This is a genomic window from Pseudarthrobacter sp. MDT1-56 (genome assembly GCF_059383555.1).
This window is the reverse complement of record NZ_JBWZCK010000002.1, coordinates 61,771-84,302: the sequence shown is the minus strand read 5'-3', so window position 1 is coordinate 84,302 and position 22,532 is coordinate 61,771. Positions and strand designations below refer to the sequence as shown.

Below are 22,532 nucleotides of genomic sequence, written 5' to 3'. Positions count from 1 at the left end.
GGGCCGGGCACCGGTAGGCTTTTGCAGCGGGCCCTTTGGCTCGCGGACACCCGGCGATTCCAGCGGCAAGGACTGATGATGAAGAAGAAATCCACGCGGACGGCAGCCCACGGCAAGGCTCCGCTCCGCACCGCACCGCAGCCCGGGCAGCCGTGGAGTGACCGCCCGTGGACCAGCTCCTACGGGCCAGGTGTTCCGGCTGACCTGGTGCTCCCCGAGGGATCGCTCGTTGACCTCATGGACGCCTCCGTGCGGCGCTACGGGTCGAAGCCCGCCCTGGAATTCTTCGGCGCCCGCACCAGCTACCGCGAGCTCGGCACGCTGATCAGCCGGGCCGCCGCCGGGCTGCAGAGACTCGGGGTCAAGGCCGGCGACCGGGTTGCACTGGTGATGCCGAACTGCCCCCAGCACATCGTTGCCTTCCATGCCGTGCTGCGCCTCGGCGCCGTCGTCGTCGAGCACAACCCCCTCTATACGGACCGGGAACTGCGCCACCAGTTCGAGGACCACGGGGCTGCCGTCGCGATCGTCTGGGACAAAGCGGTGGAGCGGGTCCGCCAACTGCCGGCCGACGTCGGGCTCCGCCACATCGTCTCGGTGGAACTTATCCCCGCGATGCCGCTGCTGCAGCGGCTGGCGCTGCGGCTGCCGGTTCCGGCGGCCGGCAAGGCCCGCGCTGCGCTCTCCGCCGGCTCCGACCAGCCGAGGAGCCGGACAACTCCCGCCCCGCGGCCCGTGCTGCCGTGGCGGAAACTCCTCGACGCCGGAGAACTGAAGAAGAAACATCCGCGCCCTGCGGCCCAGGACCTCGCCGTCCTCCAGTACACCTCCGGCACCACGGGACTGCCCAAAGCCGCCATGCTCAGCCATGCCAATCTGCAGGCCAACGCGGCGCAGGGCCGGGCCTGGGTGCCGGGACTCAAGGACGGCCGGGAGACCGTGTACGCGGTGCTGCCGATGTTCCACGCCTACGGACTGACGCTTTGCATGACGTTCGCCCTGAGTATCGGCGCGAAGCTGGTCCTGTTCCCGAAGTTCGACGTCGACCTGGTGCTGAAGGCGCTCAAGAAGTCTCCGGCGACCTTCCTCCCGGCCGTGCCGCCGATCTACGACCGGATCGCCGCCGCGGCAGCGGAACGCGGCGTCGGGCTGGAAAGCATCCGCTTCTCCATCTCCGGCGCCATGAACCTGCCGACGGCGACGGTGGAGACCTGGGAAGAAGCGACCGGCGGCTACCTGATCGAGGGCTACGGACTGACCGAGACGTCCCCGATCGCGATCGGCAACCCGTTCGGCCCCAGCCGCAAACCGGGCACCGTCGGGGTACCGTTTCCGCTGACCGACATCCGGGTGGTGGATCCCCGAAACGTCACGCTGGACCGCGCGCCAGGCGAGGAGGGGGAACTCCTGATCCGCGGCCCCCAGGTGTTCTCCGGCTACTGGAACCGCCCGGAAGAGACCGAGGAAGCACTGCTCGACGGCGGCTGGTTCCGCACCGGCGACATCGTCTCCGTGGACAACGACTACTTCGTGACGATCCGGGACCGGATCAAGGAGCTGATCATCACGGGAGGCTTCAACGTCTCACCCAGTGAAGTGGAGGACGTCATTGCCACGTTCCCCGGCGTTTCCGAAGTCTCCGTGGTCGGGCTGCCACGCCCCGGAGGTGGCGAGGACGTGGTCGCCGCCGTGGTGCCGATCCCCGGGGCCACCATCGATCCTGACGCGCTCCTAAGGTTTGCCCGGGAGCACCTGACCGCCTACAAGGTGCCGCGCCGGGTGGTGGTGCTCGATTCCCTGCCCCGTTCGCTCATCGGCAAGGTCCTTCGCCGTGAAATCCGCGACACCCTCGTGTCAGGGCACTGAACCGAGAGACCGCGCTAGTGCCTGCCTGCCGGTCCGGGATTGAGCCGCGCGATTGCCGTCGACAAGACGGTGGCGAAACCGCACCACAGGGCGTAAGGGGCCAGGGACACGCCGGCGCTGCGGTTTAGGCGGTGTGTCCGCCGCACCAGGTCGACGCTGCTCGCCGTCAGCACGGCGCACTCGGCCGCGGCCAGCCACGGCCGGCGGGCCCGCCAGAAAAGCCAACTCCATGTCGCGTTGAGAACCAGGTTGGCGGCCAGGGCGCCCCGGTAGGCGGCCAGCTCCTGCCCCCGGGTCCTACGGCCCGGGGTTTCCCCGGCAGCCTCGCTGTCCAAAGCAACCGCAGAACTCACGGCGAGGTCTGCGTACAGCGCCGTCCACACCACCGGAAAGGCGATGGCGGGCGGTTGCCAGTCCGGTTTGCGCAGCCGCCGGTACCAGCGGCTGTCCGGATCCGTAGCTATTCCGCTGGCCGCTGCTGTTGCGGCGGTCGCCGCCGCCGTCCACACCACTGTCATCAGTTTCATCGCTGCTCCTTTGTTCACTTCGGCGCCGCTGTGTCCGGCCGCAGGCAAGCCCTCACCGAATTCCTGCCTCAGGGCGGCGAGGGCGCGTGTCAGGACCACGGCCGGGCCCGTGCCGGCCCCAAAGACCTGATGGTGGATTCCGCCGTGGCTGAAAGTCGATTCGGTGAAGCCCTCCGGCGTTTCCCGATGCTCCAGCGTTTCCCGCTGCTTCGCCATGGATCCCTTGCGGCGCTCCGAACCAGCTGATAGGCCTGTAACAGGCCAAAAGGTAGGGTGCTTAGTAGTAGAGACGCACGGCCTGAACAGGCTGTGGTTGCAGAAGGGAAGTTCACGTGACCCGCAAGAATCCCCAGGTCGAGGAAAACGACGAAAAGAACCTCGTGGTCGGCGACGGTCCAAAGGACTGGGCCGCCGGCATCCCGGGGGTGCTGCACTCCATGAAGCCCGCAATCGAACACATGGGCCTGAACCGCACCCGCAAGACGGTGCTGGCGATGAACCAGAAGGACGGTTTCGACTGCCCCAGCTGCGCGTGGCCGGACCCGAACCACCGCAAGGCTTTTGAGTTTTGTGAGAATGGCGCGAAGGCTGTCACCTGGGAGGCGACGCCGGTGGTCATCGGCCGGGAGTTCTGGGCGGAACATTCCGTCAGTGAACTGCGGACGCATTCCGAGTACTGGCTGGGGATGCAGGGCCGGCTCACCGAGCCGGTCCACAAGCCGGCCGGTGAGGACCATTACAAGCCGGTGAGCTGGCCGGAGGCCATCCGGATCATCGCGGACAAGCTCAAGGGCCTGGACTCACCGGACGAGGCCGCCTTCTATACCAGCGGTCGCACCTCTAATGAGGCCGCTTTCCTTTACCAGCTGGTGGTCCGCGGCTACGGCACCAACAACCTGCCCGACTGCTCCAATATGTGCCACGAATCCTCGGGCTGGGCCATGGGCCAGACCATCGGCATCGGCAAAGCCACCGTCAGCTTTGATGATTTTGCCAAGGCGGACCTGATCATCGTCATGGGTCAGAACCCGGGCACCAACCACCCGCGCATGCTGACCGAGCTGGAAGCGTGCAAGGAAAACGGCGGCGAGATCGTCGCCGTCAATCCCCTGCCGGAGGCCGGCCTGCGCCGGTACAAGAACCCACAGAAGGTCAAGGGCATCATCGGACGCGGAACGGAGATCGCGGACCAGTTCCTGCATATCCGCATCGGCGGCGACATGGCGCTGCTGCAGGCCATCTCCAAACGTGTCCTCGACGCGGAGGCCCTTAACCCGGGCACCGTCCTGGACCACGCGTTCCTCGCCGAACACTGCGAGGGACTGGACGAACTCAGGGAACACCTCAGCCTGCTGGACGAGGAGGCGGTCCTGAAGGCGACCGGCCTGCGCACCGAGGAAATCGACGAACTCGCGGCCCGCTATCTGAAGGCCGAAAAAGTCATCATCACCTGGGCCATGGGCATCACGCAGCAGAAGAAGGGCGTGGCCACTATCAAGGAGATCATCAACCTGCTCCTGCTGCGCGGCAACATCGGCAAGCCCGGCGCCGGCGCCTCCCCTATCCGGGGCCACAGCAACGTCCAGGGCGACCGCACCATGGGCATCTGGGAGCAGATGCCGCAGTCCTTCATGGACTCCCTCGGTGACGAGTTCGGCTTCGAGCCGCCCCGCGAACACGGCGTGGACGCCGTGGAAACCATCAACAAGATGCGCGACGGCGGCATCAAGGCGTTCATCGCGCTCGGTGGCAACTTCGTCGGCGCCATTTCGGACACCAATGCCACCGAAGCGGCCATGCAGAACACCGAACTCTCCGTGCAGATTTCCACGAAACTCAACCGGTCCCACACCGTGACCGGCGCGGAAGCTCTGATTCTGCCCACGATGGGCCGGAGCGAGATCGATATCCAGGAGTCCGGCCCGCAGTTCGTCTCGGTAGAGGACACGGTCTGCGCCGTGCACCCCTCCTGGGGCAAGGTTGAACCCGTCTCGCACCATCTGCTCTCCGAGCCGGCGATTGTCAGCCGGCTGGGCAAAGCGCTGGTCGGGGACCGGGTCAAGGCCGACTGGGACGGCTTCGAGAAGAACTACGACCTGATCCGGGACCATATCTCGCGGGTGGTCGGCGGCTGTGAGAACTACAACGAGCGGATCCGGCAGGAAGGCGGCTTCATCCTGGCGAACGGGCCCCGGGATTCCCGCACCTTCCCCACCCCAACCGGCAAGGCGGTGCTGACGGTCAATGATCTGGAGCACGTGGAGAAGCCGGAAGGCACGTTGATCCTGCAGAGCATGCGCTCCCACGACCAGTTCAACACCACCATCTACGGCCACAACGACCGCTACCGGGGCATCAAGAAGGGCCGCCATGTAGTGTTCGTGAACCCGGAGGACATTGCCGAGCTGGGGCTGGCCGACGGCATGTTCGTGGATATCAAAGGCGAGTACCAGGACGGCGTGGAGCGCATGGTCCGCAAGTTCCGGGTGGTCTCCTACCCGACCGCGCGCGGCTGCGCGGCGGCCTACTATCCGGAAGCCAACGTGCTGGTGCCGCTGAACCACACGGCCGAAGGCAGCAACACCCCGGTATCCAAGGCCGTGATCGTCAGGCTCGAACCCAGCGAGGACCAGACCCCGGACGGCTCGACCACCGTGGCATCCGGCGCGGCGGCCCAGCCGCGGTAGGGCGCCCCGCACCGCGGGCACACTCCACGGGAAATGCCCCACCCTGGCCGCGGCCACTGGACATCATGCAAACGTGTCCATCCGCGGGTCCCAAGGGAGGGCATGTCCCCCGGGGTGCCGGCTACTGGGCGCGCTTGGCCCAGCCCTTTTCGTCGGGGCCACCGGACTCGCCGTGCTCGCACAATTCGAGCACCTTGTTGGACGCGGCGACCACGGCTTCGTGAGTGCTCTTCCGGCCGTCCGTCGACGCGGTTCCCGCGGCATACCCCACGAGGAACGCGCTGATGGCATCCGCATGCGGCCCGACGGCTTTCAGCGACTCGTCCGCGACCTGGACGATCTTTTCTTGGTCCACCTCCAGGTCCAGGATTTGCAGCGCCTGGATCAGGCGGGCGCTCCAGTGCCGCAGCGAGCTGTCTTCGTCCCGGGTCAAAGTCATTGTTTCTCCTCTTCGTGGCGGTGCATCTGTCGTTCGTCTTCCCCCACAAGGGGTAGCACCGACACCCGGGTTTCGCAACGCGACACAGGCAATCCCCGCTGGGGAAATCCGGATCCGCCCTAGCTCCACAGGGCGACGTGGAACTTCGACCCCCGGCGTTCGAGTCCCCGCGAGCCGCCCGGGGCAACCATGGCGGCGGTCGCATCGGCGGTGCCCGCGAAATGCTGCAGCGCCTGCGCCATGGTCGTGGTCCGGCGGTGGTCCAGGGTGCTCGCCCACCACAATCCGGTGACCGGTGTCCCGACGACGGGCAGCCGGACGAGTGCCCCGCTCTGGAGCTCGGTGCGGACAATGTGGCCGAGCGCCAGCATGATGCCCTCCCCCGCCCTGACCGCCGCCAGGGCCTCCGTCTCGCTGCTGAGCCGGATGACCTCCGGTGCCACCCCCATCGACGCCAGCCACCGGCCCTCTTCCGAACCGGCCTGGATCCCCGCCGGTCCGGCAAACCACGGCCTGTCCAGCAGCCTGGCCACGGCCACCGGCCCGTGCAGCCGGGCGAGCGGATGCCCCGCCCCCGCAACCAGGGCACGCTGGTAGCGCAGGAACGGAACGCACTCCAGTCCAAGTTCGGTGACGGCGCTGCCCGCCGGAGCCGTCGGCCGGGCACCCAGGGCGATGTCATACGCGCGTTCCTGCAGGAGCGAGGCAAGGTCGTCGGCGGATTCGACCACCACGTCCACCGCAGCGCCGGGGACACGCTTGGTGAAGATGTCCAGCAGCCGGCCGGCGGCGTGTTCGGCGAAAGGCGCGGTCGAGGCGATCTTCAGCCGCACGGCGTCGTTCTTGGCATTGGCGACCTGCCAGCGGGCCTGGTCCGCCAGTCCGACGATGTCCTGGGCGTAATCGGCCAGTGCCCGGCCGCCCGGAGTCAGCGCGATGCCCCCAGCGGCGCGGACAAAGAGCGGGTCGCCGAGGTCCAGGCGCAGCGCCGCCAGGGCAGCGGAAACCGCCGGTTCGCTGACGCCGAGGGTCTCCGCGGCAGCGTGCAACGAGCCCAGACGGGCAACCAGGGCGAACGTGCGGAGCTGGCTTAGTGTCATGGCCACGGCGTCATAACCTTTCGCTTATGACGATATTGACACTCCGTATCAGCCAGGGCAAGACTTGCCTCAAACCGGTGCTGCGCGGCGTTGCCAGCGCCCTGGAGTGAGGTAGGGACTATGCAGATTCCGGCTCCTTTCGACTACGTGCGGGCCACCTCCGTGGCCAACGCACTGGAACTCCTCGCCCGCCACGGCGCGGAATCACGGGTCGTCGCCGGGGGCCACAGCCTCCTGCCGATGATGAAGCTCCGGCTCTCCCGGCCCGAGTGGCTGATCGACATCAACGACCTGTACGAGCTCGACTTCATCCTGCGCGACGGCGACAAACTCCGCATCGGCGCCTTGACGCGCCACACGACGCTCCTGGAGTCGGACGAAATCGCGGCGCTCTTCCCAATCGTCCGCGACGCCGAAGCCGTGATCGCCGATCCCATCGTGCGCAACCGGGGCACCATCGGCGGCTCGCTCTGCCAGGCTGACCCGGCCGAGGACCTGTCCACGGTCTGCGATGTGCTGGGTGCCGAAGCCGTGATCCGGGGACCGGCCGGCGAGCGCATCCTGGCCATGGCCGACTTCCACCGCGGACCCTATGAGACGGCGGTCGGCCAGGACGAGCTGCTGTGTGAGGTCCGCATCCCCGTCCGACCCCGTTCAGGCAGCGCCTACGAAAAGGTTGAACGCCGCGTGGGCGACTGGGCAGTCGGCGCCGCCGGGGCGTCCGTCACACTTGCGGCGGACGGCACCATCGCCGACGCCGCCGTCGGACTCACAGCCCTCGGACTCGACCACAGCGTCGCCGGCGCCGCCGAACTGCTCCGCGGCCAGCAGCCCCGGGAGGAACTGTTCGTGGAGGCCGGACGGCTCGCCGCCGCGGCCTGCGACCCCGTGGCCGACCAGCGCGGCCCGATTGACTACAAACGGCATCTCGCCGACGAACTCACCCGGCGGGTACTGCGGCAGGCCTGTGCCCGCGCCGCCCAGACACAGGAAGGCTGAAGCGGATGCAGATCAGCATGACCGTCAACGGCAGCGAAGTCACGTCCGACATTGAGCCCCGTGTGCTCCTGGTCCACTACATCCGCGAAGTCCTGGGCCTGACCGGTACCCACTGGGGATGCGACACGAGCAACTGCGGGACCTGCGTTGTCCTGATGGACGGCCAGCCGGTGAAGTCCTGCACCGTCCTTGCGGCCATGGCCGCCGGACACGACATCCGCACAGTCGAGGGCCTGGCCTCCGGGGCAACCCTTGACCCGGTCCAGCAGGGCTTCATGGAGGAACACGGGCTGCAGTGCGGCTTCTGCACCCCGGGCATGATGCTGACCGCCCGTGCCCTGCTCGACAAGAACCCGCACCCGGACACCACCGAGATCCGGCAGGCCATTTCCGGGCAGATCTGCCGGTGCACAGGTTACGCCACGATTGTCCGGTCGGTGCAGTGGGCCGCCGCCCACCCGGCGGGCGGCGACACGGACGCCACCGTCGAGGAGGTCATCGACGGTACGGACACCGTCATCGAGGACATCCCGGCGGAAACAGCAGAAACAGCAGACAACGAGGTGAAGGCATGACCGTCATCCACGAACGGCCCAGCAACCCGGCGGCCGGCGACGAGGACCGCCCGATCGGCTACGGCCGGATCCAGCGGAAGGAGGATCCGCGCTTTGTCCGAGGCAAAGGCAACTACCTGGACGACATTGTCCTGCCCGGCATGCTGCACGGAGCCATCCTGCGCGCCCCGGTGGCGCACGCCCGGCTGGTCTCCATCGACACCACTAACGCCCTCGCCCACCCCAAGGTCCTCGCCGTCATCACCGGAAAGGACCTGCTAGGCCTCAAGCTCGCCTGGGCCCCCACCCTCTCGGCGGATGTCCAGGCAGTCCTCGTGACGGACAAGGTCCGCTTCCAGGGCCAGGAGGTCGCGTTCGTTGTGGCCGAGGACCGCTACGCCGCCCGCGATGCGCTGGAACTGATCGACGTCGAATACGATGTCCTGCCCCCGGTCATCGACGCCCGGAAGGCCCTCGACGCCGATGCCCCCGTGATCCGCGACGAGATCGAGGGCAAGACGGACAACCACATCTTCGACTGGGAGATGGGTGACAAGGCCGAAACCGAGGCTATCTTCGCGAGCGCCGACGTCGTCGTCTCCCAGGAAATGGTCTACCCGCGTGTGCATCCGGCCCCGATGGAGACGTGCGGCGCGATCGCCGACTTCGACGCCGTCGACGGCAAACTGACCCTGTACGAAACGACCCAGGCGCCGCACGCGCACCGCACGCTGTTCGCGATCGTCGCCGGGATCCCCGAGCACAAGATCCGTGTGGTGTCCCCGGACATCGGCGGCGGCTTCGGCAACAAGGTCGGCATCTACCCCGGCTACATCCTCGCCGTGGTCGGTTCGATCGTCACCGGCCGGCCGGTGAAGTGGGTGGAGGACCGCTCGGAGAACCTGATGTCCACCTCCTTCGCCCGCGACTACATCATGCAGGGCGAGATCGCGGCCACCAGGGACGGCAAGATCCTCGCGGTGCGCACCAATGTCCTGGCCGACCACGGCGCGTTCAACGCCACCGCGCAACCGACCAAATTCCCCGCCGGCTTCTTCTCCATCTTCACCGGCAGCTATGACCTGAAGGCCGCCTACTGCAGTGTCACGGGCGTCTACACGAACAAGGCACCGGGCGGCGTCGCCTATGCCTGCTCCTTCCGCGTCACCGAGGCCGTCTACCTCGTCGAGCGGATGGTGGACATCCTGGCCCGCAAGCTGGAGATGGACCCGGCGGAACTGCGGCTGAAGAACTTCATCAAGCCCGAGCAGTTCCCGTACACCAACAAGACCGGCTGGGTCTACGACTCCGGCAACTACGAACCTGCCATGCGGCTGTCCATGCAGCTGGCCGGCTACGACGAGCTCCGCCGCGAGCAGCGGGAGAAGCGGGAGCGCGGCGAACTGATGGGGATCGGCATCTCCTTCTTCACCGAAACGGTGGGCGCCGGACCGCGCAAACACTTCGACATTGTGGGCCTCGGCATGGCCGACGGCGCGGAACTGCGGGTCCATCCCACCGGAAAGGCCGTCGTCCGGCTCTCGGTGCAAAGCCAGGGCCAGGGCCACGAGACCACTTTCGCGCAGATCGTCGCCGAGGAGCTCGGCATCCCGCCGGAGGACATCGACGTCGTCCATGGCGACACCGACCAGACACCGTTCGGCCTCGGCACCTACGGGAGCCGTTCGACGCCGGTGAGCGGGGGCGCTGTCGCCCTCGTCGCCCGGAAGGTCCGGGAGAAGGCGAAGCTGATCGCCGCAGCCATGCTCGAAACCCGGCCGGAAGACCTTGAATGGGAGAAGGGGCGCTGGTTCGTCAAAGGCGACCCCGGCGCCGGGAAGACCATCTCTGAGATCGCCATGGCGGCCCACGGCACCATGACCCTTCCCGAGGGGGTCGACGGCAACCTCGACGCCGAGGTCACCTATGACCCGCCGAACCTGACCTTCCCCTTCGGTGCGTACATCTGTGTGGTCGACATCGATCCGGGCACCGGGCACGTCAAGGTGCGCCGCTTCATCGCGGTGGACGACTGCGGCACCCGGATCAACCCGATGATCATTGAAGGCCAGGTGCACGGCGGACTGACCGACGGCGTCGGGATGGCCCTGATGGAGATCATCGAGTTCGACGCCGACGGCAACTGCCTGGGCGGGTCCTTTATGGACTACCTGATCCCCACCGCGATGGAAGTGCCGGACTGGGAGACCGGCTTCACCGTCACCCCGTCCCCGCACCACCCCATCGGCGCGAAAGGCATCGGCGAGTCCGCCACGGTCGGGTCACCCCCGGCGGTCGTGAACGCCGTCGTTGACGCGCTGGCGCCCTACGGGGTGGTTCACATGGACATGCCCTGCACCCCGGCCCGGGTCTGGGCCGCCATGCAGGGCCGGGCAAGGCCGCCGATCTAAGATGAGCCCGACTGCAGATTCCCTCACGGCCCGGGCGAACGATCTTGCCTCCCGCCGTGAGCCTTTCGTGCACGCCACGGTGGTCCGTGCCCAGCATCCCACCAGCGCCCACGCCGGGGACACCGCCCTGGTGCTGCCCAGCGGCGAGATCCAGGGTTTCGTTGGCGGAAACTGCGTCGAGTCCTCGGTGCGGGAGTACAGCCTGCAGGTCCTGGCATCGCAGGAACCCCTGCTGCTGCGTGTGGTCCCCGGCGAACCGTCCCGCACGGCCGGGGAGGGCGCGGTTGAGGTGTCCAACCCGTGCCTGAGCGGCGGGGCGATCGAGATCTTCCTGCAGCCGCGCATCCCGGCACCCCGGGTCGTCGTGATCGGAACCACGCCGGTGGCCCAGGCCCTGGCGACCCTCGGCGCCGGCGTGGGACTGGCCATGGAACTCACCGACGGGGAATCGGCGGCTCCGCGGGCCGACGACGCGGCGCTGATTGTGGCCTCGCACGGCAAAGCGGAGGAAGTCGCGCTCGAGGCCGCCCTGCGCGCCGGGGTGCCTTATGTCGCGCTCGTGGCCAGCGGGACGCGGGGCGCCGCGGTGCTGGAATCCCTGGACGTCGCCCAGGCGCAGCGCGCACGTGTGTTCACCCCCGCCGGGCTGCAGCTCGGCGCCCGCACCCCCGGCGAGATCGCGCTCTCGATTCTGGCGCAGCTCATCCAGGAACGGGCAACAGCCCGGCACGCCACCCCGGTGACGGCCACGGAGACGACGGCGGAGACGGCAGCGGAGACGACGGCGGATGCGCCGGCGACGGCAGTCGACCCCGTGTGCGGCATGACGGTCGCCGCCGGTGACTCCTCCCTGCAGCTCGAGCACAACGGAGTCACCGTGTACTTCTGCTCGCCGGGCTGCCGTGCGGCCTTCCGTAAAGATCCGGAGCGCTATGCCCTCACCCTCTGAACGCCCGGCCACCACGCACCGGACGGCGGGTCTGATCCTGGCGGCCGGGGCGTCGCGACGTCTTGGCCGGCCCAAGCAGCTGCTCCCCTACGGCGACGGCGTCCTGCTCGACGCCGTGCTGGCCACCGCGCGGGACTGCGGCTTCGACCAGACCGTGCTGGCCCTGGGCGGTGCAGCCGGGGAGGTGCAGCGCGCGGTGGACACCACCGGCTGCGAGATCGTCCTCAACCCGGACTTCGGCGAGGGCTGTTCCTCCTCGATCGCCGCCGGCATCGCCGTGCTCCACCCGGACACGGACGCCGTGGTCCTCCTGCTCGGGGACCAGCCGGGCGTGCCGGCCGTCACCGCACGGGCACTGCTGGAACGCCTGTTCACCGGCGCGGAACGCACCGGCCGGGGCGCTCCGGGCATCGCCGTCTGCCGTTACGACGACGGCGTCGGCCACCCCCTGGCGTTCGCCCGGCGGATGCTTCCGGAACTGGCCGCCCTGCACGGCGACAAGGCCGTCTGGAAGCTGCTGGAGAAGCGGGCCGGCGACGTCGTCGAACTCCCCGTTCCGGGGCCCATCCCGCTGGACGTGGACACGGAAGAGGACTACCGGCGGGTCCTGGCCGGTCTGGGGGGCGCGCTATGAACACCGCGGCGCGCACCGGCGCGGAGGAGGATGTCCAGCTCAGGGTTCCCGACGTCGCATCCCTGATGTCGGCGCTGGACAGCAACGACTACCTGGCCGACGTCGGGCTGGCCACGGCACTGTTCCTGGCCGTCCGGCTGCCGCAGCCCATCCTGCTGGAGGGTGAGGCGGGCGTCGGCAAGACCGAGGCGGCGAAGGCCCTGGCCGAACTGCTGGACACGCCGCTGTACCGGCTGCAGTGCTACGAGGGAATCGACGCCGGCGAGGCCCTCTACGAGTGGAACCACCAGCGTCAGCTGCTCGGAATCCGGCTCGCGGAAGTCCGGGACGCCTCCGTTACCGAAACGGACCTCTTCGGCCCGGAGTACCTGCTGCGCCGGCCGCTGCTGCAGGCGATCGAACACCCCGGCCCGCGCCCCGCGGTCCTCCTGCTGGATGAGATTGACCGGGCCGACGCCGAGTTCGAGGCGTTCACCTTCGAACTCCTCGCCGAAGCCGCGGTCACCATCCCGGAGCTCGGCACCATCCGGGCCACCCACCCCCCGATCGTGATCCTGACGTCCAACCGGACACGGGACCTGCACGACGCCCTGACCCGGCGCTGCCTCTACCACTGGATTGACTACCCCGGGCCGGAGCGGATCGCCGAAATCGTGCGCCGCCGCGTGCCCGCCAGCAGCGGCCCGCTGGCACTTCAGGCGGCTGCGGTGATCACCAAGCTCCGCACCCTGGACCTCGCCAAACCGCCGGGGATCTCCGAGGCCATCGACTGGGTGTCCGCCCTGGCCGTCCTGGGCATCGACCACATCGACGCCACAACGGCGGACCGGACGCTCGGCGCGATCGTCAAGAACCGCGATGACCTGGAGCTGGTCGGAGCCCGCGGGGCCGACTGGCTCGTCGCCGGCACGGGCGGGTGAGCCCGGTGATGGCCCGGACCAGGCAGGACATGTCCCCCGCACCCCCCACGGTGGAGGCAGCCACCCTGTGCGCAGCTTTTGTCACCGCCCTGCGCCGGGCCGGGCTCTCATGCTCGCCCGACCGGGCCGTCCGGCTGGCCGAGGCGCTCCGCTTGATCCCGCCCACCGACGTCGAGCGGCTCTACTGGGCGTCCCGGGTGGTGCTGGTGTCCGCCCGCGGACAGCTGCCGGTGTTCGACGCCGTTTTCTCCGCGGTCTTCCGCGGCGGGTTCGTACCTTCCGCACACCGCACCAGCGCCGCGCGCCCGTCCCCGCCGGGCAGCCCCGAGCAGGCACACACCCGGCCCTCCCCGGCCGGGGACCGCGCCCCCGGACAGGCGCCGGCATCACAGCCGACGGCGCCGGCGGTTGCCTCCGCGGGACCGGACGCAGGCGGCGACCCGGACGCCCCGGAACGGGAAGCCGTGCTGGCCATGGCCTCCACCGAGGAACGACTGCACGGGACGTCCTTCACGCAGCTCACCGAGGCGGAAGTCCTGGAAATCAGGCGGCTGGCGTCCCGGCTGCTGCTCGCCACCCCGACGCGCCTGAGCCGGCGCACCCGCAAGTCCAGCCACAGCAGCGCCCGGCTGGACGTGCGCGCCACAGTCCGTGCGGCCCGGCGCTCGGGCACCGACACCACGCGGCTGTTGTATGCCCGGCGCCGGGAGCAGCGCCGCAAGCTGGTGATGCTGTGCGACGTCTCCGGCTCCATGGAACCGTATGCGCGGATCTTCGTCTCGCTGCTGCAGGGAGCCGTGGCAACGGCCGGCGCCGAGGCTTTCGTGTTTTCCACCCGGCTGACGCGCCTGACCCGGCAACTGGCGCTGCGCGATCCGGACACGGCTCTGGCCCGTGCCGCCGAGGCTGCCCCGGACTGGGCCGGCGGCACCCGGATCGCCGACAGCATCCGGCATTTCGTCGACGAACACGGCCGCCGGGGCCTGGCCCGTGGCGCGGTGGTGGTGATTTTCTCGGACGGCTGGGCGCAGGAGGACCCCGGGCAGGTGGCAGCCCAGATGGCGCGCCTGCGGCGCCTGGCGCACCGGATCATCTGGGTCAATCCGCGCAAGGCCGCCCCGCAGTACCAGCCGCTGGTGGGCGGCATGGCAGCGGCCATCCCGTACTGCGACGCCTTCGTCAGCGGACACAGCTACACGGCGTTGGCAGAGGTGGCAGCCGCAATCCGCGGCGACGGCCAGTCATCACTCAAGGGAAGAGGGAACTAATGCAGATCAACAGCACTTTCTCGGTCGTCGCACCGATCGACACCGTCTGGGACACCATCATGGACTTTGAACGTGTGGCCGGCTGCGTCCCCGGCGCCAAGATCCTGAACAAGCTTTCGGACGACGCCTACCAGGTGGGCATGACCGTGAAGCTGGGCCCGGTGAACATGCAGTACAAAGGGCTGCTCAACGTCATCGAGCGCAACGCCGATGAACACCGCGCCGTGCTCGGCGGCAAGGCACAGGAAACCCGCGGCCAGGGCACCGCGGAGGCCACCGTGACCCTGCTTTTGACGGAGGAGGCCGGCGGCACCACCCGCGGCACCGTCAACGCCGAGCTGTCACTCTCCGGCAAGGCCGCCGCGATGGGCAAGGGCGTGATTGGCAGTGTCACCGAACAGATGATGGCCCTGTTCGCCAGCAATCTGCAGGCCATGATCACCGCCTCCGGCGCGCCCGGAACCGCGCCGGCGGGCCAGGTCCCGGAACCCGTGCCCGCGTCGGAGGCCGCAGCGGCGAAGGTCGCCGCAGCGACCGCCCCGGCGCCGGCGTCGGGACTTCCGGGTGTGCCGGCGAGCGCCGTTCCCGCGGCGGCCCCGAAGGTTTCCGCTCCCGCCCCGGCGTCCGCCCCGGCCGGCAGCCTGGACGCCCTCAGCCTCGCGAAGGGAATCGCGGCGGAGCAGCTGTCCAACCCCGGGAAGGTTCTGGCACTCGTGGCGGTGGTCGCATGCGTCTCCTACTGGGCGGGCCGGCGCTCCGCCTTCCGGCTGATCCGGGCGATCGGAAGGCTGAAGACCGACCGTGCGTGATGTTCTGGCAGCCATGATGCCGGGCTGGCAGAAGGGTGACACCGCCGGCCTGGCCACCGTGGTGAGTACCTTCAAATCAGCCCCGCGGCTCCCGGGCGCGTCCATGCTCGTCACTGCCGACGGCGAAGCGGTCGGCTCGGTATCCGGCGGCTGCGTCGAGGGGGCCGTGTACGAGCTGGCCACGCAGGTCAAGGAGGATGGCGCCCCCGTACTGGTGCGCTACGGGATCAGCGACGACGACGCGTTCGCCGTCGGCCTGACCTGCGGCGGAATCATCGACATCTTCGTCGAGCCGGTGTCCCGGCGCAGTTTTCCGGCACTCGACGCCGTGCGGAAGGACATCGCCGGGGACCGGCGCGTCGGGGTGGCCACGGTGATCGAGCACCCGGACAGCGGCTGGCTGGGCCGGCACCTGATCGTGCGGCCGGACGGCTTCGAGGGCGACCTCGGTTCCGCCCGGGCCAACCATGCCGTGGGCGACGACACGCAGGGCCTGCTCGCCGCCGGCCGGTCCGCCGTCCTGAGCTACGGCCCCGACGGGGAACGGCTGGACACCGGCATGCGGGTCTTCTTCGCCAGCTACGCCCCGCCACCGCGGATGCTGGTCTTCGGCGCCATCGACTTCGCCTCGGCGCTGGCCCGGCTGGGCAGCTTCCTGGGCTACCGCGTCACGGTGTGTGATGCCCGCGCCGTTTTCGCCACTCCGGCGCGCTTTCCCGATGCGGCGGAAGTCGTCAACGCCTGGCCGCACCGCTACTTCGCCGAGCAGCTCGAACAGGGCCTGGTGGATGAGCGCACCGTACTGTGCGTCCTCACCCACGATCCGAAGTTCGATATTCCGCTGCTGGACGTCGCCCTGCGCGGCCCGCCGATCGCCTTCATCGGCGCCATGGGCTCGCGCCGGACCCACGCCGACCGGATCGCCAGGCTGCGCGAGGCGGGCCTGGGCGAGGACGCGCTGGCTCGGCTGCACAGCCCGGTGGGCCTTGACCTCGGTGCCCGGACCCCGGAGGAGACCGCGGTGTCCATCGCCGCGGAGTTCATTGCCAAGCAGTGGAGCGGCAGCGGGGAGCCACTCCGGCACCTCGACGAGCGGATCCACCACGACGACCAGCATTGACCGGTCACCGTGATCGAAGACGATGTCCTGCGCTGGGGGCTGATGGCACTGCTGCTGGCAGCGTCCCTGTACGCGGCGTTCCGCGCCGGACGGCAGTCGCCGCCGGCCACCCGGGCCGGTTATGGACTCCATGCCGCGATGATGATCGCCATGGTGCCGATGCTTGTGCCCGGACTCCAGTGGCCCGCACTCCCCCAGATCGTTTTCTTCGGCCTGGCCGCATGGTGGTTCATCCTCCGTTCCGTCTCCCGTCGGCCGGTGCAGGGCGCCGGGCTGCAGGTTCCCGCCGCCGGGCCGGGGCACAGCCGCGGCGCGCTGCTCTATAACGCGCTGACCATGGCAGCTATGGCGTGCATGCTGGCCGTCATGGACCTGTACGGCGCCGGCACTCTGGCAGGTCCTGAAGCCCCGGGACTTCCTGGCCAGGCGCCGCACCACGGCGGACCCGCCTTCGGGCTGTCGGTGCCGGGCGTCCTGGCTGGCTCGGCGCAGGACTGCTGCAGCCAGCCCGCCCTCGTTTTGGCGCTGGCTTTCGGGCTCGCCGCAGCCGTGTGGGGGCTGCTCCTGTTCCGGCGGCTCCGCGTGCCCGGCCGTCCCCGCAGCGGCGACGCGTTCCTGGAACTCGCGGGCGCGGCGTCGATGGCCGTCATGTTCGCGGCGCTCGCGGTCTGACGGATAAGGACCCAAACCGCCGAACTTGAGGCTCCCGGACGTGTCGGGCGTGAGGCGACCGGGCCGCCGTCGGGCGTAAGCTCATCCCATGGCGAGATACTTCGATGTTCACCCTGAAAACCCCCAGGCCCGCTCCATCAGCCAGGCCGTGGACATCGTCCGTTCCGGCGGGCTCATCGCCTATCCCACCGACTCCTGCTACGCGCTCGGCGCGCAGCTGGGGAACAAGGAGGCGCTGGACCGGATCAGGACCATCCGCCACCTCGATGCCAAGCACCACTTCACCCTGGTCTGCAAGGACTTCGCCCAGCTGGGCCAGTTCGTGCAGATCGACAACGATGTGTTCCGCAGCATCAAGGCCGTCACTCCCGGGAGCTACACGTTCATCCTGCCGGCCACGAAAGAGGTTCCCAAGCGGCTGCTGCACCCGAAGAAGAAGACCGTCGGCGTGCGCATCCCGGACAACCCGGTGGTCCAGGCGTTGCTGGCGGAACTGGGCGAGCCGCTGCTCTCCAGCACGCTGTTGCTCCCGGACGAGGAAGAGCCGCTGACCCAGGGCTGGGAGATCAAGGAACGGCTGGAACACGTCGTGGACGCCGTGATTGACTCCGGCGACTGCGGCGCGGAGCCGACGACGGTGATCGACTACTCCAGCGGCGTGGCCGAAATCGTCCGGCGCGGCATGGGCGACCCGTCCCGCTTCGAATAGGTGCCCGGCGGCCCTACGCGGTCTCGGCCGACGTTGCGGCGCCGGACGCCCGGTTCCGCAGCCAGCGCCGTGACAGGTCCACCACCGCGATGAGTCCCGCGAGCGGCGTGAGCACAGCCGCGGCGTAGACAAACAGCAGCCAGCTGAGCGTGGTCAGCAGCGTCTGGTGGTTGCTCAGCAGCGACAACCCGCCGAAGAGCCCTATGCCCCAAAACAGGACCACTCCGGCCAGCACCGCCGCCGAGGGATAGTACTCGTTCGTAACTGCGCTTTTCACAGTGCTTTGCACAGTGCTCTGCAAAATTCTCAAGGTTTTCATGGACCCTCCTCATACCTGGCGGTGGGGAAAGTCCGCCGGGGTCATTCCAAGTATGAGGCCCGCCGCGCCGGGATTTTCGTCGAAAACCCGGCACGTGACGAAGCTAACTTAGCGGCCGGATATGGGGCCGGAAGGCTCCGTCGCTGGTGACCACACCAGGAGGCTTGCAACCCCGCTACCTAGCGCTACTATGTAGCAGTAGCTAGTAGCACTGAGTAGTAGGAGGTGATGTCCCATGGGCAAGCAGATGACGGAAATGCTCAAGGGGACGCTGGAGGGCATCGTGCTGGCCCTCCTGACCGGGAAGCCGGCGTACGGGTACGAAATCACGACGCAGCTCCGGGCGAGGGGCTTCTCCGAGATCGCCGAGGGGACGGTGTACGCGCTGCTTATCAGGCTCGAGCAGAAAGGCCTTGTCGACGTCGAGAAGCGTCCGTCCCAGAAGGGGCCCCCGCGCAAGGTGTACTCCCTCAACGCTCAGGGACGGGAATATCTCGAAGACTTCTGGAGGACCTGGAGCTTCCTCACAGATCGGCTTGAACAGCTCCGCGACGGAGGCAGATGACCATGTCCATCTCAAAGTTCACCTCAAAGGTGATCGGCGACAAGCGACGCTGGCGGGAATACAAGGCCCGCACGCAACGGCTCCCCGCGAACTATCGCACGGCGGTCGAGGCGCTGGAACGGTATGTGATGTATTTCGGTCCGGCGGACGGCGACAGCGCATCGTCGATGTTCGAGGACCTTGCCGACCTGTTCGAGCAGGCTGCGGCTGACGGAACGCCGATCCGCGGGATTGTCGGGGATGACCCCGTGGAGTTCGCTGAGACGTTCCTCCAGAACTATGCCCCGGGCGGGTGGGTCACCCGGGAGCGGGAACGGCTGGCCCGCGCCGTCGAGCAGGCTGAGGGAGACGAGGCGGCCCCGCCCATGACGACGCTCCCGGCCCCGCACCCGCGATCCGCGATCCGCGGGCAGGAACCGCACCAGCGCTGCAAGGTCCTCCTGCTGACCTTCCCGGGCTATCGTGGGGCCATGCCCAGCCAATTAGCAGTGATTACCATCGACGCGATCCGGCCACGGGTGGTGGCCGACTTCTGGTGCGCCGTCCTCGGCTGGCATGTTGTCGACGAGGATAGCGGCGTCATCAGCATCGCGCCGCAGGACAAGACCTGGCCTTCCATTGATGTGGTCGCGGTGCCCGAGGGCAAGACCGTCAAGAACCGGCTGCATTTCGACCTCCGGGCTGACGGCGTATCCACTGCCGAGGAGCTCGAGCGACTGCTCGCCCTCGGCGCGCGGCGCATGGACGTGGGCCAGGGCCCGGACGTCAGCTGGGTGGTCCTGGGCGATCCCGAGGGCAACGAGTTCTGCCTGTTGTCCCGATCCGTCCAGGACGTCGAACATCAGGAGTGAGGCACAGTACGGAAAGGCACCAGCGGTCGCCATGGAAAATTCCCTGCAGTCGGCTTCGGGGTGACATGGTGGTGACGTAATGTGCCCATGGGCCGCGTCACATGCGATCTGACCATCTCGCTCGACGGATTCGCCGCCGGTCCGAACCAGAGCCAGGCGGAACCTCTCGGCGAGGGCGGAGTGCTCCTGCACAGGTGGCAGTTCGAAGAACCCGAGTCCAATGCAGCCGAGCGCGAAGGCATCCTCGCGGCCGGCGCCTTCATCATGGGACGGAACATGTTCGCAGGGCCCGGGGCGTGGGATGAGAATTGGCGGGGATGGTGGGGTGAGGAGCCGCCCTATCACGCACCCGTGTTCGTTCTCACCCATCAGCAACGCGAGCCCCTGGACATGCAGGGCGGCACCAGGTTCAACTTTGTGACCGAGGGGATCGAATCTGCGCTGGCCCAGGCACGGAAGGCCGCTGGGAGCAAGGACGTGGCCATTGCCGGAGGAGCGCAGACCGTGCGACAGTACCTTTCGGCGGGGCTGATCGACGAGCTGCGGCTCCACATCGCGCCTATCGTCCTGGGAGCGGGTGAGCGGTTGCTGGACGGAGTCGGCAACCTCAAGCTTGAGCCGACGGAAGTGCGCGGCACCCGGCTCGTCACCCACGTGCGCTATCGGGTGGTCCACTGAAGGGCAGCCTGTCCCCGGTTCCCAGCAGGTGGGCCGTTAGGCGCCCCCTCCCGGGTAGTGGAGCAGAACCACTCCGTTGCGGCCTCGTTAGGCAGCTGTGCGTCGCTTACGGCTCAGGTTCGTATCCGATGAGCCAGTGAAGGCCGTGCCGGTCTATGACTTGGCCGTCCGAAGCGCCCCAAGGCTTCGGGGCAAGGGGGTCCACCACCTGGCCGCCGACAGCGAGCTTGTCGAACCACTCATGAAGCACTGACGGTTCGACGGTCCCCAGCAATGAGAGCATGACACCTTCGAGCCGGACACTTTTCTGGCCTGCCGCCACATCCGATCCCGCCATCGCAACGACCCCGCTGAGCACTCCGTGAGCTATGGCGCCCGGCACGCCGTCGCTTCTACTGAAGTCCTCGTTGGTGAACAAGGAAAGCTCTCCGCCGAAAACGTCCGCGTAGAAGCCGAGTGCTTCACGCGCCGTGCCGGGGAAACTGACATAGATCTGCGGCGCCGTCATGTGCACAGCATACAGACACAGCCCACCCACAGATCCCTAACGCCCACGAAGCTGCATCGTGTGTGTGGATGATCGCCTGCCGCAGCGTGAAGAGGACGCCGTGGCCAACGTCATGCTGGAGTGTCGCCACCCCTGTCGGCCAGGAACTTCCGCGAAGAATGCTCAATGTCAGCACCCGGGGCTACACTGAATAGATCGAACATATATTCGAATAAAGGTGTGTTGTGGGCGTAATCATCGGGCCCCGCGTGATAGACGCGGGCACTTCTCTTTTGTCGGTCCTGATCTCGCCGGTGCAGGTCGCCGCCGGCTACCCTTCTCCGGCCCAGGACTACTTTGACGGCCGCATTGACCTCAACGAACATCTCATCAAGGACATCACCAGCACGTACGTCGTCCGGGTGTCCGGCGACTCCATGGAGGGCGCGGGGATCAGCGACGGCGACGAGCTGATCGTCAACCGGGCACTCGAGCCGCGCGACGGCTGCGTCGTCATCGCAGTCCTCGATGGGGAACTCACGGTCAAGAGGCTGCGCCTGACGGCTTCGGGCGTGGTGCTTCAGGCAGACAACCCCCGCTATCCGGACATCATGGTCCCGGGCCTGTCGGACTTGGTCATTTGGGGTGTCGCGACCCGCTGCCTGCACCATGTCTAGGGCCGTGCCCGGCCGTGGCAGCATCGCCCTGGTTGACGTGAACAGCTTCTATGCCAGCGCCGAACGCGCCTTCAACCCCTCCCTCGAGGGCCGTCCGCTGGTGGTCCTCTCCAACAACGACGGCTGCGCCGTCACCCGCTCCCCCGAGGCCAAGGCACTCGGGATCCCCCTGGGCGAGCCTTGGTTCAAGCTCGCGCCCCGGGCCAAGGAATGGGGGCTCGTGGCACTATCCAGCAACTACGAGCTGTACGGGGACATCAGCGCCAGGGTGATGGAGCTCCTCGGCCGTTACTCGGCCTGGCTGGAGGTCTACAGCATCGACGAGGCATTCCTGGGCGTCAGCGGCACCCCGGAGGAGCTTCAGCGGCTGGGGCACACCATGAAGACGGCGGTGCGCCGGAACGTCGGTGTCCCCGTCTGCGTCGGCATCGCCGGCACCAAGACGCTGGCGAAGCTGGCCAACAAGTGGGCCAAACACAACCCGGCGTTCGACGGCGTCTGCCACTGGGATGCCGTGCCCGCTGGCCAGCAGGAGAAGCTCATGGCGGGCCTATCCGTGGTCGAACTCTGGGGAGTCGCGACGCGGCTGACCAAACGGCTCAATGCCCTGGGCATCCATTCGATCCTGGACCTCGCGCGGGCGGACCCGGCCAGGATCCGGGACCGCTTCTCCGTGGTACTGATGCGGACCGTCCTGGAACTCCAGGGAACTCCGTGCATCCCCCTCGAGCAAGAGCGGATCGGCCGCGACCAGCTGATCTTCAGCCGTTCCTTCTCAACCCCGATCACCACCAGCGCCGGCCTTCGCCAGGTCCTCGGCGTCTATGCCCAGCAGGCCAGTGCCCGACTGGCGAGGCACGGGCTCCAGGCTAAGGTGCTGACGGCCTTCGCCGCCACGTCCCATTACAGCCCGCAGCCCAGCTCGCACCCCACGGTGTGCGTGCCCCTGCCCATGCCCACCGCTGACCCGGTACTCCTGGCGAAGGCGGCGTATGCCCTGCTCCCCCGGGCCGAGAACGGCATGAGGTACGTCCGCGCCGGGATCATGGTCACCGATCTGCGCCCCACCGGCAACCAGGCACCGCTGGAGATCTTCGAGAACCCGCACGAGGAACGCGGCATCGGCTCGCTGCTGGAGGAGGTCAGCCGGCGGTATGGACGCGGCTCCATCGGGCTGGGCCGCGCCGGAATCCGGGGCGGGCCGGACTGGAGCATGAAACGCGGCATGCTGTCCCCGCGGTACACGACCCACTGGGCCGAGCTCCCGGTCGTCAAAGCGGGGTGACTGCCC

At 68.2% G+C, this 22,532-nt stretch carries 23 protein-coding genes; 18 read left to right on the top strand and 5 right to left on the bottom strand.

Annotation, left to right across the window (positions count from 1 at the left end; all coding sequences use genetic code 11):
- Positions 1-75 precede the first annotated feature (75 nt).
- The gene (locus AC50YC_RS03645; protein ID WP_494952251.1) at positions 76-1,866 is read left to right on the top strand and encodes a long-chain-fatty-acid--CoA ligase; all 1,791 of its coding nucleotides are present in this window, start codon (positions 76-78) and stop codon (positions 1,864-1,866) included.
- Between the two features lie 14 nt (positions 1,867-1,880).
- Here the strand turns inward: AC50YC_RS03645 and AC50YC_RS03640 are convergent, their stop codons facing one another.
- The gene (locus AC50YC_RS03640) at positions 1,881-2,609 is read right to left on the bottom strand and encodes a TspO/MBR family protein (RefSeq protein ID WP_494952250.1); all 729 of its coding nucleotides are present in this window, start codon (positions 2,607-2,609) and stop codon (positions 1,881-1,883) included.
- A gap of 116 nt (positions 2,610-2,725) precedes the next feature.
- On the opposite strand from AC50YC_RS03640, the gene AC50YC_RS03635 reads away from it, so the two are divergent.
- Complete coding sequence (locus AC50YC_RS03635; RefSeq protein ID WP_494952249.1) at positions 2,726-5,080, top strand: FdhF/YdeP family oxidoreductase; 2,355 nt, start codon at positions 2,726-2,728, stop codon at positions 5,078-5,080.
- Between the two features lie 121 nt (positions 5,081-5,201).
- On the opposite strand, the gene AC50YC_RS03630 is transcribed toward AC50YC_RS03635, so the two are convergent.
- Positions 5,202-5,519, bottom strand: a complete 318-nt coding sequence (locus AC50YC_RS03630; RefSeq protein ID WP_494952248.1) for a DUF6457 domain-containing protein — start codon at positions 5,517-5,519, stop codon at positions 5,202-5,204.
- A gap of 119 nt (positions 5,520-5,638) precedes the next feature.
- Entirely contained in the window at positions 5,639-6,619 is a 981-nt protein-coding gene (locus AC50YC_RS03625; protein WP_494952482.1) for a LysR family transcriptional regulator, read from the bottom strand.
- Between the two features lie 120 nt (positions 6,620-6,739).
- Here AC50YC_RS03625 and AC50YC_RS03620 point away from each other — a divergent pair, with 120 nt between their 5' ends.
- The 11 genes from AC50YC_RS03620 (at position 6,740) to AC50YC_RS03570 (ending at position 17,664) form a co-directional block, all read left to right on the top strand.
- On the top strand, positions 6,740-7,618 hold the full coding sequence (locus tag AC50YC_RS03620; protein ID WP_494952247.1) for an FAD binding domain-containing protein: 879 nt from the start codon (positions 6,740-6,742) through the stop codon (positions 7,616-7,618).
- 5 nt (positions 7,619-7,623) lie between these two features.
- Entirely contained in the window at positions 7,624-8,193 is a 570-nt protein-coding gene (locus AC50YC_RS03615) for a (2Fe-2S)-binding protein (protein WP_494952246.1), read from the top strand.
- Positions 8,190-10,583 (top strand): aerobic carbon-monoxide dehydrogenase large subunit, encoded by a 2,394-nt coding sequence (locus AC50YC_RS03610; protein WP_494952245.1) that lies wholly within the window; start codon positions 8,190-8,192, stop codon positions 10,581-10,583. Before AC50YC_RS03615 ends, AC50YC_RS03610 begins: the two co-directional genes overlap by 4 nt.
- A gap of 1 nt (position 10,584) precedes the next feature.
- The gene (locus AC50YC_RS03605; protein WP_494952244.1) at positions 10,585-11,532 is read left to right on the top strand and encodes an XdhC family protein; all 948 of its coding nucleotides are present in this window, start codon (positions 10,585-10,587) and stop codon (positions 11,530-11,532) included.
- Complete coding sequence (locus AC50YC_RS03600) at positions 11,516-12,166, top strand: nucleotidyltransferase family protein (RefSeq protein ID WP_494952243.1); 651 nt, start codon at positions 11,516-11,518, stop codon at positions 12,164-12,166. Before AC50YC_RS03605 ends, AC50YC_RS03600 begins: the two co-directional genes overlap by 17 nt.
- Complete coding sequence (locus AC50YC_RS03595; RefSeq protein WP_494952242.1) at positions 12,163-13,086, top strand: AAA family ATPase; 924 nt, start codon at positions 12,163-12,165, stop codon at positions 13,084-13,086. The genes AC50YC_RS03600 and AC50YC_RS03595 overlap by 4 nt, the downstream gene beginning before the upstream one ends.
- A 29-nt stretch (positions 13,087-13,115) precedes the next feature.
- On the top strand, positions 13,116-14,354 hold the full coding sequence (locus AC50YC_RS03590) for a vWA domain-containing protein (RefSeq protein ID WP_494952241.1): 1,239 nt from the start codon (positions 13,116-13,118) through the stop codon (positions 14,352-14,354).
- Positions 14,354-15,163, top strand: coding sequence for an SRPBCC family protein (locus tag AC50YC_RS03585; RefSeq protein ID WP_494952240.1), 810 nt, complete (start codon positions 14,354-14,356; stop codon positions 15,161-15,163). The genes AC50YC_RS03590 and AC50YC_RS03585 overlap by 1 nt, the downstream gene beginning before the upstream one ends.
- On the top strand, positions 15,156-16,283 hold the full coding sequence (locus AC50YC_RS03580) for an XdhC family protein (RefSeq protein ID WP_494952239.1): 1,128 nt from the start codon (positions 15,156-15,158) through the stop codon (positions 16,281-16,283). The genes AC50YC_RS03585 and AC50YC_RS03580 overlap by 8 nt, the downstream gene beginning before the upstream one ends.
- A 9-nt stretch (positions 16,284-16,292) precedes the next feature.
- On the top strand, positions 16,293-16,955 hold the full coding sequence (locus AC50YC_RS03575) for a DUF5134 domain-containing protein (RefSeq protein WP_494952238.1): 663 nt from the start codon (positions 16,293-16,295) through the stop codon (positions 16,953-16,955).
- 88 nt (positions 16,956-17,043) lie between these two features.
- The gene (locus AC50YC_RS03570; protein ID WP_494952237.1) at positions 17,044-17,664 is read left to right on the top strand and encodes an L-threonylcarbamoyladenylate synthase; all 621 of its coding nucleotides are present in this window, start codon (positions 17,044-17,046) and stop codon (positions 17,662-17,664) included.
- 13 nt (positions 17,665-17,677) lie between these two features.
- On the opposite strand, the gene AC50YC_RS03565 is transcribed toward AC50YC_RS03570, so the two are convergent.
- Entirely contained in the window at positions 17,678-17,941 is a 264-nt protein-coding gene (locus tag AC50YC_RS03565; RefSeq protein ID WP_494952236.1) for a hypothetical protein, read from the bottom strand.
- 277 nt (positions 17,942-18,218) lie between these two features.
- On the opposite strand from AC50YC_RS03565, the gene AC50YC_RS03560 reads away from it, so the two are divergent.
- From AC50YC_RS03560 to AC50YC_RS03550, 3 genes are all read left to right on the top strand, one after another.
- Complete coding sequence (locus tag AC50YC_RS03560) at positions 18,219-18,548, top strand: PadR family transcriptional regulator (protein WP_494952235.1); 330 nt, start codon at positions 18,219-18,221, stop codon at positions 18,546-18,548.
- 2 nt (positions 18,549-18,550) lie between these two features.
- Positions 18,551-19,399: a VOC family protein gene (locus tag AC50YC_RS03555; protein ID WP_494952234.1), complete on the top strand. Its 849-nt coding sequence runs from the start codon at positions 18,551-18,553 to the stop codon at positions 19,397-19,399.
- An 87-nt stretch (positions 19,400-19,486) separates the two neighbouring features.
- Entirely contained in the window at positions 19,487-20,077 is a 591-nt protein-coding gene (locus tag AC50YC_RS03550; protein ID WP_494952233.1) for a dihydrofolate reductase family protein, read from the top strand.
- Positions 20,078-20,183: 106 nt separating this feature from the next.
- Here AC50YC_RS03550 and AC50YC_RS03545 read toward each other — a convergent pair whose 3' ends face one another.
- Positions 20,184-20,585 carry a VOC family protein gene (locus tag AC50YC_RS03545; RefSeq protein WP_494952232.1) on the bottom strand — a complete coding sequence of 134 codons (402 nt, stop codon included), beginning with the start codon at positions 20,583-20,585 and terminating at the stop codon, positions 20,184-20,186.
- A 224-nt stretch (positions 20,586-20,809) separates the two neighbouring features.
- On the opposite strand from AC50YC_RS03545, the gene AC50YC_RS03540 reads away from it, so the two are divergent.
- Together AC50YC_RS03540 and AC50YC_RS03535 are read left to right on the top strand one after the other, a co-directional pair.
- Positions 20,810-21,241, top strand: a complete 432-nt coding sequence (locus AC50YC_RS03540) for a LexA family protein (RefSeq protein WP_494952231.1) — start codon at positions 20,810-20,812, stop codon at positions 21,239-21,241.
- Positions 21,234-22,526, top strand: a complete 1,293-nt coding sequence (locus AC50YC_RS03535; protein ID WP_494952230.1) for a Y-family DNA polymerase — start codon at positions 21,234-21,236, stop codon at positions 22,524-22,526. Before AC50YC_RS03540 ends, AC50YC_RS03535 begins: the two co-directional genes overlap by 8 nt.
- Positions 22,527-22,532: the final 6 nt, after the last annotated feature.

What these genes read in the sequence shown, in the direction of transcription:
- AC50YC_RS03615 (WP_494952246.1), top strand. Translation starts at nt 7,624, where the DNA reads ATGCAGATCAGCATGACCGTCAACGGCAGCGAAGTCACGTCCGACATT.
- AC50YC_RS03605 (WP_494952244.1), top strand. Translation starts at nt 10,585, where the DNA reads ATGAGCCCGACTGCAGATTCCCTCACGGCCCGGGCGAACGATCTTGCC.
- AC50YC_RS03535 (WP_494952230.1), top strand. Translation starts at nt 21,234, where the DNA reads ATGTCTAGGGCCGTGCCCGGCCGTGGCAGCATCGCCCTGGTTGACGTG.
- AC50YC_RS03570 (WP_494952237.1), top strand. Translation starts at nt 17,044, where the DNA reads ATGGCGAGATACTTCGATGTTCACCCTGAAAACCCCCAGGCCCGCTCC.
- AC50YC_RS03640 (WP_494952250.1), bottom strand. Translation starts at nt 2,609, where the DNA reads ATGGCGAAGCAGCGGGAAACGCTGGAGCATCGGGAAACGCCGGAGGGC.
- AC50YC_RS03545 (WP_494952232.1), bottom strand. Translation starts at nt 20,585, where the DNA reads ATGACGGCGCCGCAGATCTATGTCAGTTTCCCCGGCACGGCGCGTGAA.
- AC50YC_RS03560 (WP_494952235.1), top strand. Translation starts at nt 18,219, where the DNA reads ATGGGCAAGCAGATGACGGAAATGCTCAAGGGGACGCTGGAGGGCATC.
- AC50YC_RS03555 (WP_494952234.1), top strand. Translation starts at nt 18,551, where the DNA reads ATGTCCATCTCAAAGTTCACCTCAAAGGTGATCGGCGACAAGCGACGC.
- AC50YC_RS03595 (WP_494952242.1), top strand. Translation starts at nt 12,163, where the DNA reads ATGAACACCGCGGCGCGCACCGGCGCGGAGGAGGATGTCCAGCTCAGG.
- AC50YC_RS03600 (WP_494952243.1), top strand. Translation starts at nt 11,516, where the DNA reads ATGCCCTCACCCTCTGAACGCCCGGCCACCACGCACCGGACGGCGGGT.
- AC50YC_RS03550 (WP_494952233.1), top strand. Translation starts at nt 19,487, where the DNA reads ATGGGCCGCGTCACATGCGATCTGACCATCTCGCTCGACGGATTCGCC.
- AC50YC_RS03645 (WP_494952251.1), top strand. Translation starts at nt 76, where the DNA reads ATGATGAAGAAGAAATCCACGCGGACGGCAGCCCACGGCAAGGCTCCG.
- AC50YC_RS03610 (WP_494952245.1), top strand. Translation starts at nt 8,190, where the DNA reads ATGACCGTCATCCACGAACGGCCCAGCAACCCGGCGGCCGGCGACGAG.
- AC50YC_RS03630 (WP_494952248.1), bottom strand. Translation starts at nt 5,519, where the DNA reads ATGACTTTGACCCGGGACGAAGACAGCTCGCTGCGGCACTGGAGCGCC.
- AC50YC_RS03625 (WP_494952482.1), bottom strand. Translation starts at nt 6,619, where the DNA reads ATGACACTAAGCCAGCTCCGCACGTTCGCCCTGGTTGCCCGTCTGGGC.
- AC50YC_RS03620 (WP_494952247.1), top strand. Translation starts at nt 6,740, where the DNA reads ATGCAGATTCCGGCTCCTTTCGACTACGTGCGGGCCACCTCCGTGGCC.
- AC50YC_RS03585 (WP_494952240.1), top strand. Translation starts at nt 14,354, where the DNA reads ATGCAGATCAACAGCACTTTCTCGGTCGTCGCACCGATCGACACCGTC.
- AC50YC_RS03590 (WP_494952241.1), top strand. Translation starts at nt 13,116, where the DNA reads ATGTCCCCCGCACCCCCCACGGTGGAGGCAGCCACCCTGTGCGCAGCT.